Origin of the sequence: Pseudomonas sp. R84, assembly GCF_009834515.1 — a bacterium.
Taxonomy (GTDB): Bacteria; Pseudomonadota; Gammaproteobacteria; order Pseudomonadales; family Pseudomonadaceae; genus Aquipseudomonas.
The window spans coordinates 2,141,776-2,155,348 of the sequence record NZ_CP019426.1; the positions used below are offsets into that span (position 1 = coordinate 2,141,776).

Here is a 13,573-nt window from a genome sequence, read left to right on the forward strand (position 1 = left end):
GTAATTGAGGGTTGTAGGACTTTTTTACCGGGTTCGACTTGCTGGCCAATCGACATATTCGCGCAAGCCAATGAGACAGACGGTGTAAAGTTGTCTTTGGTCGTGCTAGTTTAATGTCAATTTTTCGTATACGTGGGCAAAACGCCTGTCAGAACATAGAGTTGGCGCCACGTTTTAAAGCGGTTTGCACAATGTAAACCCCTTATTTTTCAGCATTTTTTATAGAGGCACGGGATTACATGGAAATCGGTCTGCGCGAGTGGCTGATCGTCATCGGCATCATTGTGATAGCCGGTATTCTTTTCGATGGCTGGCGCCGTATGCGCGGCGGCAAGGGAAAACTGAAATTCCGTCTTGACCGAAGTCTGTCCAACCTGCCGGACGAGGACACCAGCGCTGAGCTGTTGGGCCCGGCCCGTGTTCTGGACAACCATAAAGAACCACAGCTGGACGAACACGACCTGCCGTCGGTGAGCATGCCGGCCCGCGAAGCACGCGAGCCTCGCGAATCCGGCTCGAAACGTGGCAAGCGTGGCAGCAACGGTCCGGCTCAGGGCGACTTGAACCTCGACCTGGATCTGGACGGCGGCCCGAGCTTCAGCAGCCGTGACGACGATTTCGCCGAAGACAGCAAGCCATCGCCGGCGGTGGTCGACAAGGATCAGCCGCAAGCTGAAGAAGTGCTGGTGATCAGCGTGATCTGCCGCGACGCTGCCGGCTTCAAAGGCCCGGCGCTGTTGCAGAACATTCTCGAAAGCGGTCTGCGTTTTGGCGAGATGGATATCTTCCATCGCCACGAAAGCATGGCCGGTAACGGTGAAGTGCTGTTCTCCATGGCCAATGCGGTCAAGCCGGGTATCTTCGATCTGGACGACATCGACCATTTCAGCACTCCGGCGGTGAGCTTCTTCCTCGGCCTACCAGGCCCGCGTCACCCGAAGCAGGCCTTCGACGTGATGGTGGCGGCAGCCCGCAAGTTGTCGCAGGAACTGAACGGCGAGCTGAAAGATGACCAGCGCAGCGTTCTGACCGCACAAACGATTGAGCACTACCGTCAGCGCATCGTTGAATTCGAACGTCGCGCCCTGACCCAGAAGCGCTAAGGCCAAGATCAAAAGATCGCAGCCTCGTTTCACTCGACAGCTCCTACAGGAATGCTATTTCTGTAGGAGCTGCCGAAGGCTGCGATCTTTTGCTTCTGCTGCCACAGATAGATGAATTAGAGCAGCCTCGGCTGCTCTTTTGCTTTATGAGAGAACACCCATGACCGCCGCGAAAAACCGCATTCTCGAGCTACGCGCTGAACTCGATCAACACAACTACCGTTACCATGTCCTCGACGAGCCGAGCATTCCGGACGCCGAGTACGACCGGTTGTTCCACGAGCTCAAGGCGCTGGAAGCGGCCAATCCGGAGCTGATTACCAGCGACTCGCCGACCCAGCGCGTCGGCAGCGTGGCGCTCACCGCGTTCACTCAGGTGCGTCACGAAGTGCCGATGCTCAGCCTCGGCAACGCCTTCGAAGAAAGCGACATGCGCGAGTTCGATCGCCGCGTCACCGAGGGGCTGGATATCCCTGCAGGTGATCTGTTTGGCGGCGGCGCGGCGGTGGAATACAGCTGCGAGCCAAAGCTCGATGGCCTGGCGGTCAGCCTGCTCTATCAGGACGGTGTGCTGGTACGTGGCGCCACACGCGGCGACGGCACTACTGGTGAAGACATCAGCGTCAACGTGCGCACCGTGCGCAATATTCCGCTGAAGCTGCACGGCGAAGGCTGGCCGGCGACGCTGGAAGTGCGCGGTGAGGTGTTCATGTCCAAGGCCGGTTTCGAGCGCCTTAATGCCTCGCAACTGGAAGTTGGCGGTAAGACTTTCGCCAACCCGCGCAATGCTGCTGCCGGCAGCTTGCGCCAGCTCGATTCGAAGATCACCGCCAACCGTCCGCTGGAATTCTGCTGCTACGGCATCGGTCAGGTTTCCCACGATATTGCCGACACCCACATCGGCAACCTCAAGCAGTTGCAGCAGTGGGGCATGCCGATCAGCCACGAGCTGAAGCTGGCCAAGGGCATCGACGAATGTCTGGATTACTACCGCGACATTGGCGCGCGCCGTAACTCGCTGACGTATGAAATCGATGGCGTGGTGTTCAAGGTCAACAGCATTGCCGATCAGCGTGAACTGGGCTTCCGTGCCCGTGAGCCGCGCTGGGCGATTGCGCATAAATTCCCGGCGATGGAAGAACTCACCGAACTGCTCGACGTCGAGTTTCAGGTTGGCCGTACTGGCGCTGTTACGCCGGTGGCACGATTGAAACCGGTCAAGGTCGCTGGCGTCACCGTGGCCAACGCCACGCTGCACAACATGGATGAAGTCGCGCGTCTGGGCCTGATGATCGGCGACACCGTGATTATCCGCCGCGCCGGTGATGTGATTCCGCAGGTGGTGCAGGTGGTTCTGGAGCGCCGCCCGGAAAACGCACGGCCGGTGGCGATTCCCGAGAGCTGTCCGGTCTGTGGCTCACACGTCGAGCGCACGCAACTGGTCAAGCGCAGCAAAGGCAAAGAAACCGTCAGCGAAGGCGCGGTGTATCGCTGCGTCGGCCGTCTGGCCTGCGGCGCACAACTGAAGCAGGCGATCATTCATTTCGTTTCGCGTCGGGCGATGGATATCGAAGGGCTGGGCGACAAGAGTGTCGAGCAACTGGTCGATGAAGGTTTAGTCAATTCGCCGGCTGATCTGTATGCGCTGAAGTTTGACGATATCGTCGATCTGGAAGGCTTTGCCGAAGTCTCCAGCAACAAACTGTTGGCAGCCATTGAGGACAGCAAGAAGCCGGGGCTGGCGCGCTTCATTTATGCGCTGGGGATTCCCGATGTCGGCGAAGAGACGGCCAAGGTGCTGGCGCGCTCGCTGGGTTCGCTGGAGCGTGTGCAGCAGGCGCTGCCGCAAGTGCTGACCTACCTGCCGGATGTCGGCTTGGAAGTGGCGCACGAGATTCACAGCTTCTTTGAGGATGCGCATAACCAGCAGGTGATTGCCGAGTTGCTGGGGCATGGTTTGCAGATTCAGGATCAGGGTGAGCTGGGCGCCGAGTTTGCTGCCAGCACGACGCTGGGTGGCTTCCTCGACAAGCTGCACATTCCGTCGGTCGGCCCCGGTGGCGCGCAGAAACTGGCGGACAAGTTTGGCTCGCTGGAAGCGGTGATGGATGCGGACTGGCTGGACATGCGTCAGGCATTGCCGGAGAAACAGGCGAATTCGGTGCGAGAGTTTTTTGCGTTGCCTGAGCATCGGCAACTGGCTGAGGCATCTGAGAAACAACTGCGTGATTTCGGCATGCACTGGCAGAGCGAGAGGAAAGTCGTGGAAGGCTTGCCACTGTCCGGCGAAACCTGGGTGCTGACCGGCAAGGTCGAGTTGATGAGCCGCGATGTCGCCAAGGAGCATCTGGAAAGCCTGGGCGCCAAGGTCGCGGGTTCGGTGTCGGCGAAGACCCATTGTGTGGTCGCAGGCCCCGGCGCCGGTTCCAAACTGACCAAGGCCAATGAGTTGGGCGTGAAAGTGATGGACGAAGAAACTTTCATCGCGTTCCTCAAAACTCACGGCGTCGCCGTTTAAGATCAAAAGATCGCAGCCTGCGGCAGCTCCTTGGGGTTAGTGTCTAGCACATTGATCTCCTGTAGGAGCTGCCGCAGGCTGCGATCTTTTGATTTATCCCAAACACAGCGCGGGAACGATGTTGTCACGGGAATGATCTAGTCTTGGCAAGCCCCAGGGAGAGATCGCCATGCACCGTTTTTTCGAGCAGCTCAGTTCCCGCATCATCGCGCCGTTCATGGGCGAATCCTCACGCAACAGCAAAGTCTGGCCGTGCCGCTGCGGCCAGTCGCTGTTCTTTCGCAACAGCCAGTGCCTGGCCTGTAACGCTTTGCTCGGTTATCAACCGGAAGAAAGTCGTCTGACTTCGCTGCAACCGGGCCCGTACGAGGGCACCTGGACGCTCGACGCCGATCCCGACGCCGGATTGTTCCGCCGCTGCGCCAACCTCGACACAGCCGCCGCGTGCAACTGGCTGCTGCCGGCCAACGATCACGACAGCCTGTGCATCGCTTGCAGCCTCAATCGCACCATCCCCGACCTGTCCGATCCGGACAACCCCGAACGCTGGCGCAAAGTCGAAATCGCCAAGCGTCGTCTTGTCGCACAACTGATCACCCTCGGCTTGCAGGTCATCCCGAAGAGCGTGGATGAAGACACCGGGCTGGCCTTCGATTTCATCGGCGTCGACCTCGAAGGCAACGCGCCGATGACCGGCCACGCCAACGGCCTGATCACCCTCGACATCAAAGAAGCCGACGATGCCCACCGCGAGCAGGTGAGGGCGCAGATGCACGAACCGTATCGCACGCTGCTCGGACATTTTCGCCATGAGGTGGGCCACTATTACTGGGATCGCCTGATCGCCAACGGCCCGTGGCTCGGCTCATTCCGCAGCCTGTTCGGCGACGAACGCGCCAGTTACGCCGAGGCGCTCGATCGTCACTATCAGCAAGGCGCGCCGCTGGACTGGCCGCAGCAATACGTCAGCGCCTACGCAACCATGCATCCCTGGGAAGACTGGGCGGAAACTTGGGCGCATTACCTGCACATGATGGATGCCGTGGACACCGCGTTGGGTTTTGGCATGAGCGCGCGGGAAATGGATTTTGATTACCAGCCGTTTCCGACCAGCACGCTGTACGACCCGGAGCATCCCGGCGGCGAGGCGTTCCTATCGTTCGTCAATGCGTGGATCGAGTTGGCGGGGATGCTCAATGAACTGTCACGCAGCATGGGTCAGCCGGATTTCTATCCGTTCGTATTGCCGGCGGCGGCGATTGCCAAGCTGCACTTCATTCATCTGGTGATCCAGCAGGCGGGCGGCCGGGCGGACGAGGTTTTGGCCCTGTAGGCGCTGCCGCAGGCTGCGATCTTTATGTCCTTGAACCCGTTCATATTTTTAATCTGCAACCAACGGTTGTAACTTCGTCTCAGATAGGTACAATGGCGCGGCTCGCCGACAGGCAAGCGTCGTTATGGTGACCCCATCGGTCCCCCCGCAACGATTACCCGTGAACCTGGTCAGAGCCGGAAGGCAGCAGCCACAGCGGGAACATTGTGTGCCGGGGTGTGGCTGGTGGGGTTACCACCTTAACGAACAATCGAACGCTTCAACCAGAACTGCATGGGTTTCGCCCACTGCGGTTTTTTTGTGTCTGCGATTTGTCAGGTCGGCACAAATCCCCTGTAGGAGTGAGCCTGCTCGCGATGGCGGTGGGCCAGTCAGCTCATGTTTGGGAGACAGGACGCCATCGCGAGCAGGCTCACTCCTACAAGGGTTATGGGGTGGCTTCAGAGGACCCGGTATACAACCGGATAATCTCATCAATCTCCCCCGACATTTTCATCCGCAGTAACGTGCGCAATATCCGCTGCACCGGCACCTTCGGATCATTCCTCACATAACAACCGACCTTCTGCTCCTGCAACACCGCCACCGCTTGCAGTTGTTGCTCCGGCATCAAGCGTTGGTTAAACCAGTCCAGCGTCCACTGATTGCTCACTGCATACCGATAACGCCCGGCCAGCAGCTTCTCCAACACCTGCTCCTGATTGCGCGCATCTTCGCGTTGCAGTCGGTCAGCGTCGAACAACGGTTGCAGAGTCGGGTAGGTGTAGCCAAGCACGGTGCCGATGGATTGGCGGGGCAGGTGAGCGGGATCGGCGCTGGCAGGTTGATCCTTGCGGCTGATCAACAGATCGCGCTGGAAGAACAACGGCAGACTCCAGATGTAGTCCCCCGACTGATTCGGCAGCCATGACTGCGCGGCATAGCAGCGCACGTCGATCTCGCCGTGCTCCATCGCCGTCTGCACACGGGCGCGGGGCAGGACGTGAAACTCGGCCGGTACGCCGACCTGCGTGGCCAGGCTGAGCATCAGGTCGTAAAGAATGCCCTGGGTCGGGCGGCCGCGTTCGTATTGCACCATCGGCATCGCCCAGCTGTCGGGCATGGCGAAGCGCAACGGGGCTTGCGCTGCCATCACATTCAGGCTGATTCCCAGCAACGCCCCCACGGCCCACCGCATAAACGCTCCGGTAATTCCCGATCCCGAGCCGATAAAAGCCTCTGCTGATGCAGCTTAGCCATATTAGACGAGGACACCGGATGCAATTTTGCCCTTGCTCCGCTAGCATTAGCCGCTTCTGCTTCCTTCGCTGCGACGGTTTTCGATGAGTTATCAGGTTCTTGCACGTAAATGGCGTCCGCGCTCGTTCCGCGAAATGGTCGGCCAGACCCATGTGCTCAAGGCTCTGATCAATGCCTTGGACAGCCAGCGGCTGCACCACGCGTACCTGTTCACCGGTACGCGCGGGGTGGGTAAAACCACGATTGCGCGGATCATTGCCAAATGCCTGAACTGTGAGACAGGTATCACTTCCAGCCCGTGCGGCGAATGCTCGGTGTGCCGTGAAATCGACGAAGGTCGCTTTGTCGACCTGATCGAGATCGACGCCGCGAGCCGCACCAAGGTCGAAGACACCCGCGAACTGCTCGACAATGTGCAGTACGCGCCAAGCCGTGGGCGCTTCAAGGTCTACCTGATCGACGAAGTGCACATGCTTTCCAGCCATTCCTTCAATGCGCTGCTGAAAACCCTCGAAGAGCCGCCGCCGTACGTCAAGTTCATTCTGGCGACCACTGACCCGCAGAAACTTCCGGCAACGATTTTGTCGCGCTGCCTGCAGTTCTCGCTGAAGAACATGACGCCCGAGCGTGTGGTCGAGCATTTGACCCACGTCCTGACCGCCGAAAACGTGCCGTTCGAAGACGATGCGCTGTGGCTGCTCGGTCGCGCCGCTGACGGTTCGATGCGAGATGCCATGAGTCTGACCGATCAGGCGATTGCCTTCGGTGAAGGCAAGGTGCTCGCCACCGACGTGCGGGCAATGCTCGGTACGCTGGATCACGGTCAGGTCTATGACGTCCTGCATTCGTTGATCGAAGGCGATGCCAAGGCGTTGCTTGAGGCGGTGCGTCACTTGGCCGAACAGGGCCCTGACTGGAACGGCGTGCTCTCGGAAATTCTCAACGTGTTGCACCGCGTGGCCATCGCTCAGGCGTTGCCGGAAGGTGTCGACAACGGGCACGGTGACCGCGATCGCGTGCTGGCCTTGGCGCAGGCGTTGCCGGCCGAAGACGTGCAGTTTTATTACCAGATGGGCCTGATCGGTCGCCGCGATTTGCCGCTGGCGCCGGATCCGCGTGGCGGTTTCGAAATGGTCCTGCTGCGGATGCTTGCTTTCCGGCCCGCCGACACCGCGGACGCCCCGAGGCAACCGCTAAAGCCAGTGGGGATCAGCCAGGCCACAGTTGATTCCGCAAACTCCGTGGCTGCCGCGCCTAAACCTGCGCCGGTAGTCGCTGCGGCTGTTGCGCCGGCTCCAGCTCCGGCACCCGTGGCGGTACCAGCGCCTGCACCGGCTCCCGAACCCGCGCCGGTTGCGCCCGTTGCCGCGCCAGAACCTGAACATGATCCTGATCCTGAACCTGCGCCTGTCGTCGCCGAAGCCGTCGTCGACCTGCCGTGGAATGCCCCGGCTGAGCCCGAGACGGAGCCAGAGCCCGAGCCTGCGCAGCAACCCGCCGTCGAGCCGGTACTGGAAACCACCGCCGAGCAACCCGATTTGCCGCCGATGCCGTTGCCGACCCCGGACAGCGTCGTTCCGGAGGCTCCAGAATGGGCCGCCGCACCGATTCCCGAGCCGTCGGTCGCCGATGTCGATGCCGCCACACCGGGCATCGACATGGACGACGAGCCGCCGCTCGACGAGGACTACATCGAGCCGGACATGGATTCGGCCTACAGCTACCTCGACGAACTGGCCAGCGAACACGCCGCCGAGCCTGCCCCGGAACCTGAGCCAGAACCGGCTGCAGCGCCGGCCACAGGTTTGGCGTTGCAATGGCTGGAGCTGTTCCCGAAACTGCCGATCTCCGGCATGACCGGCAGCATCGCCGCCAACTGCACGTTGATCGCGGTCGATGGCGATCATTGGCTGATGCACCTCGACCCGGCGCACAGCGCACTGTTCAACGCTACGCAACAGCGGCGTCTGAACGACGCGTTGAACCAGTTCCACGGCCGCACGCTGAGCCTGACCATCGAGCTGATCAAGCCCGAACAGGAGACCCCGGCTCAGGCCGCATCCCGCCGGCGCGCCAACCGTCAACGCGAGGCGGAGGAGTCGATTCACGGCGATCCGTTCATCCAGCAGATGGTTCAGCAGTTCGGCGCGGTGGTGCGACACGATACTATTGAACCTGTCGACGCCTTGGTCGCCCAAGGCTAATAACTGAAGGTGCCCGGCCTTGCTGGCCGGGCGCTGTTTTGATCCAAGTACTTTTGAGGTGATTCCCATGATGAAAGGTGGCATGGCCGGCCTGATGAAGCAGGCGCAGCAGATGCAGGAAAAAATGGCCAAGATGCAGGAAGAACTGGCCAACGCCGAAGTCACCGGTAAGGCCGGCGGCGACATGGTCACCGTGGTGATGACCGGTCGTCACGACGTGAAAAGCGTGAGCATCGACCCAAGCCTGGTTGAAGGCATGAGCGAAGACGACAAAGAAATGCTGGAAGCGGTGATTGCTTCCGCCGTCAACGACGCCGTGCGCAAGATCGAAAAAAACAGCCAGGACAAAATGGGCAACATGACCGCCGGCATGAACCTGCCAGCCGGTATGAAACTGCCATTCTGATTCGCCAATCGGCGGCAGATGAGCTACACAAAATGCCAGGCCTTGCGCCTGGCATTTTTGTTTCCGACTCTTGGTGGTGCGGTGTCTTTGAGGCCGCCTTCGCGAGCAGGCTCGCTGCCACATTTGAAACGCATTCCCCTGTGGGAGCGAGCCTGCTCGCGAATGAATTCACCTCGGTCCACCTGAATAAACATCGAACGCGCAAAAGCCTCAACGGTCTGCTCTATACCCGCTGAATTCACCCTTCACAGGAGACGCTGACATGTCCGAACCTCTCACCCTCAACCAGCGCTTTGTCCTCGCCTCACGCCCGGTCGGTGCGCCGACCCCGGAAAACTTCCGCCTCGAACGCGAAGCGCTGCCGGATCTGCAGGACGGTGAAGTACTGCTGAAAACCCTGTACCTGTCCCTCGATCCCTATATGCGCGGACGCATGAGTGACGCGCCGTCCTACGCTGCGCCGGTGCAAATCGGCGAAGTGATGACCGGTGGCGCTGTCAGCCGTGTCGAGGACTCACGTCATCCGAAGTTTCATAAAGGCGATCTGGTGGTCGGCGCCACCGGTTGGCAAAGCCACAGCATCAGCGACGGTCGTAACATCATCCCGATTCCGTCCGGTCTGCCGAGCCCGTCGATGGCGCTGGGTGTGTTGGGCATGCCGGGCATGACCGCGTACATGGGCTTGATGGACATCGGTCAGCCTAAAGAAGGCGAAACGCTAGTCGTCGCTGCGGCGTCCGGCGCGGTGGGCTCGGTGGTCGGCCAAGTGGCGAAGATCAAAGGCCTGCGCGCGGTCGGCGTGGCCGGCGGTGCCGACAAATGCAAATACGTGGTCGAAGAGCTGGGTTTCGATGCCTGCATCGATCACAAGGCGCCCGATTTTGCTGAGCAATTGGCCAAGGCCTGCCCCGATGGCATCGACATCTATTACGAGAACGTCGGTGGTCATGTGTTCGATGCGGTGATGCCGTTGCTCAACCCCAAGGCGCGCATTCCGTTGTGTGGCCTGATCGCCGGTTACAACGCCTCCGAAGCGCCGCAAGGCGCGGATCGCCTGCCAATGCTGCAACGCACACTGCTGACCAAGCGCGTGCGCATTCAGGGCTTTATCGTGTTCGACGACTACGGCGATCGTCAGCCGGAATTCATCAGCCACATGGTGCCGTGGGTGCGCGATGGCAAGGTCAAATTCCGCGAGGACGTGGTGGAAGGCCTGGAGCAGGCACCCGAGGCGTTTATCGGTCTGCTGGAGGGGCGCAACTTCGGCAAACTGGTAGTGAAGGTCGCGCAGGACTGAGTATTTGACGCTGGCCGGAGGCGCGGGTATAAACCGCGTCTCGTTGTTTTGTCGGACTTTTTACCCATGAGCTTCAGCCCTTTGATTCGCCAACTGATCGACGCCTTGCGCACCTTGCCGGGCGTGGGTCAGAAAACCGCCCAGCGCATGGCGTTGCAGATGCTCGAGCGTGACCGCAGCGGCGGTTTGCGTCTGGCCCAGGCCCTCAGCCAGGCTATGGAAGGGGTCGGTCACTGCCGCCAGTGCCGCACGCTGACCGAAGACGATCTGTGCCCGCAATGCGCCGATACCCGCCGTGACGACACGCTGCTGTGCGTGGTCGAAGGGCCGATGGATGTGTATGCCGTCGAGCAGACCGGCTTCCGTGGGCGCTACTTTGTGCTCAAGGGCCATTTGTCGCCGCTTGATGGCCTCGGGCCTGAGGCGATCGGCATTCCGCAGTTGATGACGCGGATCGAAGAGGCGGGGACGTTTACCGAAGTCATTCTCGCCACCAATCCGACAGTGGAAGGTGAGGCGACGGCGCATTACATCGCACAGCTGCTGAGCAACAAAGGCCTGATCGCTTCGCGGATTGCCCACGGCGTGCCGTTGGGTGGTGAGCTGGAGCTGGTCGATGGCGGCACGCTGGCGCATTCGTTTGCCGGGCGTAAACCGATCTCCCTCTGATAAAAATCAAAAGATCGCAGCCTTCGGCAGCTCCTACAGGGAAGCGCGTATTTCCAATGTAGGAGCTGCCGAAGGCTGCGATCTTTTGATCTTCTGCATCTTGTAAACCAAGCAAGCGCTCGGTTAAGTTCGGCGAACCCTTCCGTGGAGCTCGCCCATGCCTGCCTTTCAGGAATACTTCGACCCCAGCCACCAATTGGTCCGCGACAGCGTCAGACGTTTCGTCGAACGCGAGATCCTGCCGGACATCGATCAGTGGGAAGAAGCCGAAAGCTTCCCCCGCGAGCTATACCTGAAGGCTGGCGCGGCAGGCATCCTCGGCATTGGTTACCCCGAAACGCTGGGAGGCAGCCATGAAGGCGATCTGTTCGCCAAGGTTGCCGCCAGCGAGGAGTTGATGCGCTGCGGCTCTGGCGGCCTGGTAGCGGGGCTCGGCTCGCTGGATATCGGCTTGCCGCCGATCGTCAAATGGGCCCATCCCGAGGTGCGTGAGCGTGTTGTGCCGCAAGTGCTCAGCGGCGAGAAGATCAGCGCCCTGGCGGTCACCGAGCCCGTCGGCGGCTCCGACGTCGCCAACCTGCAAACCCGCGCCGTGCGTGACGGTGACTGCTACCGGGTCAGCGGCAGCAAAACCTTTATCACCAGTGGCGTACGCGCCGATTTCTACACCGTTGCGGTGCGCACCGGTGCGCTGGGTTTCGGCGGCATCAGCCTGTTGTTGATCGAGAAGGGTACGCCGGGCTTCACCGTTGGTCGCCAGCTGAAGAAAATGGGCTGGTGGGCGTCGGACACGGCTGAATTGTTTTTCGACGACTGCCGGGTGCCTGTGGGAAATCTGATCGGTGCCGAAAACATGGGCTTCGCCTGCATCATGGGCAACTTTCAAAGCGAACGACTGGCGCTGGCGCTGATGGCCAACATGACCTCACAGCTTGCGTTGGAAGAGAGCCTGAAGTGGGCGCGCGAGCGTGAGGCGTTCGGCAAGCCGATCGGCAAGTTCCAGGTGATCAAGCATCGCCTCGCCGAGATGGCCACGGCGCTGGAGGTCTCGCGGGAATTCACCTATCGGCAAGCGGCGAAGATGGCGGCGGGGCAGAGTGTGATCAAGGAGATTTCCATGGCGAAGAATTTTGCCACGGACACGTCGGACCGGATCACCACCGAGGCGGTGCAGATTCTCGGCGGGCTGGGGTATATGCGCGAGAGTCTGGTGGAACGGCTGTATCGGGATAACCGCATCTTGTCGATTGGCGGCGGGACGCGGGAGGTGATGAACGAGATCATCAGCAAGCAGATGGGGCTTTAGGTTTTGCGTGGAGGCGCCCGACGCCTTCGCGAGCAGGCTCGCTCCCACAGGAGAATGCATTCCAAATGTGGGAGCGAGCCTGCTCGCGAAAGCGGTCTGACAGGCGCTACTTACTTATCAGTCAGGGCAAACTGCGTCAGGCAGAAGGTAGGAATCCCCATGTCCTCAAGCCGCTGCGACCCGTTCAGCTCCGGCAAATCAATGATCGCCGCCGCCTCATGCACCCGCGCGCCCATGCGGCGAATCAGGTTGGCGGCTGCAATCAACGTCCCGCCAGTGGCGATCAAGTCATCGAACATCACCACCGAGTCGCCTTCACACAGGCTGTCGGCGTGTACTTCCAGGAACGCTTCGCCGTACTCGGTCGCATAACCTTCGGCCAACACGTCCGCCGGCAGTTTGCCTTGCTTGCGGAACAGCACCAGCGGCTTGTTCAACTGATAGGCCAACACCGAACCGATCAGGAAACCACGGGCATCCATCGCGCCGATGTGGGTGAAGTCGGCTTCAACGTAGCGGTGGGCGAAGCTGTCCATCACCAGGCGCAGGGCCGTCGGCGACTGGAACAGCGGGGTGATGTCGCGAAAGATCACGCCCGGTTTCGGGAAGTCGATCACTGGGCGGATAAGCGATTTGATGTCGAAGGAGTCGAAGACCATCGTCGAGGTGTCCTGGCAGGGCTGCAAACGGCGCAGTATACCCGCGGCTGAAACGCTTCGCTCAACCGCGGATCGAGATCAGCCTTCGATCGAGCCACCGGCCAGTGCGCACAACTGGATCGGGTCGAGGATGTGAATCTCCTTGCCCTCGGCGGCGATCAGCTCGTTTTGCTGGAAGCGCGTGAACACGCGAGACACGGTTTCCACGGCCAGACCGAGATAGTTGCCGATTTCATTGCGCGACATGCTCAGGCGGAACTGATTGGCCGAGAAGCCGCGAGCGCGGAAGCGCGCGGACAGATTGACCAGAAAGGTGGCGATGCGCTCGTCGGCGGTTTTTTTCGACAGCAGCAACATCATTTGCTGGTCGTCGCGGATTTCCCGGCTCATCACGCGCATCAACTGGCGGCGCAGCTGCGGCAGTTGCAGGGCCAATTCGTCGAGGCGTTCAAACGGAATTTCGCAGACCGAGGTGGTTTCCAGCGCCTGGGCGGAGACTGGGTGTTTCTCAGTGTCCATGCCGGACAGGCCGACCAGTTCGCTCGGCAGGTGGAAACCGGTCAGTTGCTCTTCGCCGCTGTCGCTGAGGCTGAAGGTCTTCAGGGCGCCGGAGCGTACTGCATAAACGGAATCGAACGTGTCGCCCTGGCGGAACAGGAACTCGCCTTTTTTCAGCGGGCGGCCACGTTTAACGATTTCGTCCAGCGCATCCATGTCTTCCAGATTCAGAGAAAGTGGCAGGCAGAGAGGGGCCAGGCTGCAATCCTTGCAATGGGCCTGGTTGTGAGCGCGCAGTTTAACTGGCTCGGACATTTCTTTAATCCTTGTGGGAAAACACA

General features: G+C 60.5%; 11 protein-coding genes and 1 other RNA gene. 9 read left to right on the top strand and 3 right to left on the bottom strand.

The genetic code is table 11. The features are described 5' to 3' along the window. Window positions 1–239 precede the first annotated feature (239 nt). The 4 genes from zipA (at window position 240) to ffs (ending at window position 5,185) form a co-directional block, all read left to right on the top strand. Complete coding sequence (zipA, locus tag PspR84_RS09650) at window positions 240–1,103, top strand: cell division protein ZipA (protein ID WP_160057077.1); 864 nt, start codon at window positions 240–242, stop codon at window positions 1,101–1,103. A 160-nt stretch (window positions 1,104–1,263) separates the two neighbouring features. Beyond that, on the top strand, window positions 1,264–3,621 hold the full coding sequence (gene ligA / locus PspR84_RS09655) for an NAD-dependent DNA ligase LigA (protein ID WP_160057078.1): 2,358 nt from the start codon (window positions 1,264–1,266) through the stop codon (window positions 3,619–3,621). Window positions 3,622–3,790: 169 nt separating this feature from the next. Further along, window positions 3,791–4,954 (top strand): putative zinc-binding peptidase, encoded by a 1,164-nt coding sequence (locus PspR84_RS09660; protein WP_160057079.1) that lies wholly within the window; start codon window positions 3,791–3,793, stop codon window positions 4,952–4,954. A 134-nt stretch (window positions 4,955–5,088) separates the two neighbouring features. Next, window positions 5,089–5,185, top strand: an RNA gene (gene ffs, locus PspR84_RS09665) — signal recognition particle sRNA small type. 196 nt (window positions 5,186–5,381) lie between these two features. On the opposite strand, the gene PspR84_RS09670 is transcribed toward ffs, so the two are convergent. Further along, window positions 5,382–6,131 carry a transporter substrate-binding domain-containing protein gene (locus tag PspR84_RS09670; protein WP_160057080.1) on the bottom strand — a complete coding sequence of 250 codons (750 nt, stop codon included), beginning with the start codon at window positions 6,129–6,131 and terminating at the stop codon, window positions 5,382–5,384. A 145-nt stretch (window positions 6,132–6,276) separates the two neighbouring features. Here PspR84_RS09670 and dnaX point away from each other — a divergent pair, with 145 nt between their 5' ends. The 5 genes from dnaX (at window position 6,277) to PspR84_RS09695 (ending at window position 12,075) form a co-directional block, all read left to right on the top strand. Beyond that, window positions 6,277–8,397 carry a DNA polymerase III subunit gamma/tau gene (gene dnaX, locus PspR84_RS09675; protein ID WP_160057081.1) on the top strand — a complete coding sequence of 707 codons (2,121 nt, stop codon included), beginning with the start codon at window positions 6,277–6,279 and terminating at the stop codon, window positions 8,395–8,397. Window positions 8,398–8,464: 67 nt separating this feature from the next. Then, window positions 8,465–8,803 carry a YbaB/EbfC family nucleoid-associated protein gene (locus tag PspR84_RS09680; protein WP_016984747.1) on the top strand — a complete coding sequence of 113 codons (339 nt, stop codon included), beginning with the start codon at window positions 8,465–8,467 and terminating at the stop codon, window positions 8,801–8,803. A gap of 262 nt (window positions 8,804–9,065) precedes the next feature. Then, on the top strand, window positions 9,066–10,100 hold the full coding sequence (locus tag PspR84_RS09685) for an NADP-dependent oxidoreductase (RefSeq protein ID WP_160057082.1): 1,035 nt from the start codon (window positions 9,066–9,068) through the stop codon (window positions 10,098–10,100). 66 nt (window positions 10,101–10,166) lie between these two features. Further along, the gene (gene recR, locus PspR84_RS09690) at window positions 10,167–10,769 is read left to right on the top strand and encodes a recombination mediator RecR (RefSeq protein WP_007918335.1); all 603 of its coding nucleotides are present in this window, start codon (window positions 10,167–10,169) and stop codon (window positions 10,767–10,769) included. 157 nt (window positions 10,770–10,926) lie between these two features. Further along, entirely contained in the window at window positions 10,927–12,075 is a 1,149-nt protein-coding gene (locus PspR84_RS09695; RefSeq protein WP_160057083.1) for an acyl-CoA dehydrogenase family protein, read from the top strand. A gap of 110 nt (window positions 12,076–12,185) precedes the next feature. On the opposite strand, the gene PspR84_RS09700 is transcribed toward PspR84_RS09695, so the two are convergent. Then, complete coding sequence (locus tag PspR84_RS09700; RefSeq protein ID WP_038365388.1) at window positions 12,186–12,734, bottom strand: adenine phosphoribosyltransferase; 549 nt, start codon at window positions 12,732–12,734, stop codon at window positions 12,186–12,188. Window positions 12,735–12,812: 78 nt separating this feature from the next. Continuing rightward, a complete protein-coding gene (gene fnr / locus PspR84_RS09705) occupies window positions 12,813–13,547 on the bottom strand; it encodes a fumarate/nitrate reduction transcriptional regulator Fnr (protein WP_007918332.1) in 735 nt (244 codons plus the stop codon). Window positions 13,548–13,573 lie beyond the last annotated feature (26 nt).